Below are 971 nucleotides of genomic sequence, written 5' to 3' on the forward strand. Positions count from 1 at the left end.
TGTGGTGGAAATCCTGAAAAACTAAATGAAGTTTTATTGTGTAACACCTCATAAATATCTTTCGTACACCTGTGGTGCCACCAAGAACCATTCCAAAACATAGCAGACCTGTTACTGCCCAATAGGCGACATTTTTACTTTTTTTCTGTTCCATTTAATTTAAACTTTAATTGTGAACTACAAAAGTCTAAACTTTAAGTGTGTTTTCTTTTTACAAAAGATAAAAAATCATTTGGCAGCTCTAATTCGGCTTAATGAAACTTGTGTAATACCAAGATAGTTGGCAAGGTCCCCAAGACTGATGCGTTGAAGAAGTCCATTGTTTTCATTTACAAAATTATTGTATCGTTCAGTAGCATTTTCTTCAAGCATTTCACTAATCCGTTTCATCATTCCTAATGTAGCGAATGAAATTAGTTTACTAAAAAGTGTTTCAATACAATGGTGTTTCTTACACAATTCTTGAATTGATGTCTTTTTGATAGCATATACAGTTGTGTCTTCAAGTGCCAAAAGCATATATTTTGAAGGTCGTTGAGTGATATAGCTACTGATTTCTGTAAACAACATATGTTCTTTAAAAAAAGTCATTATAAACTCTTTGTTGTCTTTGAAGAAAAAAGACTTTGTTAGTCCTGATTTGATAAAATAGTATTCTTGGCTTACTTTATCTGCCTTTAAAATGTAGTCACCTTTCTGAAAGGTTTTTATTTCAAATGCTCCCAAAAAATCATCCTGTGCGTAATTGTCAAGGGGTGAAACTTTATCTGTATAACTTATAATTTCGTTCATTTTTATGTAAATCTATGTCTGTTTCGTTGTCTCTAAAATTACGCCCAATTCAAGAATAGACGAAATTCTGTTTATAATAAATTCAGCTGCGGTTTGTGCCCAACCATAGGTGTACGAAAGATATTTATGAGGTGTTACACAATAAAACTTCATTTAGTTTTTCAGGATTTCCACCACAC

The 971-nt window shown here is 32.1% G+C and carries 1 protein-coding gene; it reads right to left on the reverse strand.

What is annotated here, in order from left to right:
• Nucleotides 1-228: 228 nt before the first annotated feature.
• On the reverse strand, nt 229-792 hold the full coding sequence (locus tag ACT9TX_RS18365; RefSeq protein WP_481340561.1) for a Crp/Fnr family transcriptional regulator: 564 nt from the start codon (nt 790-792) through the stop codon (nt 229-231).
• Between the last annotated feature and the right edge of the window lie 179 nt (nt 793-971).

It is taken from the genome of Parasediminibacterium sp. HNIBRBA5674, assembly GCF_056745525.1.

What these genes read in the sequence shown, in the direction of transcription:
- ACT9TX_RS18365 (WP_481340561.1), bottom strand. Translation starts at nt 792, where the DNA reads ATGAACGAAATTATAAGTTATACAGATAAAGTTTCACCCCTTGACAAT.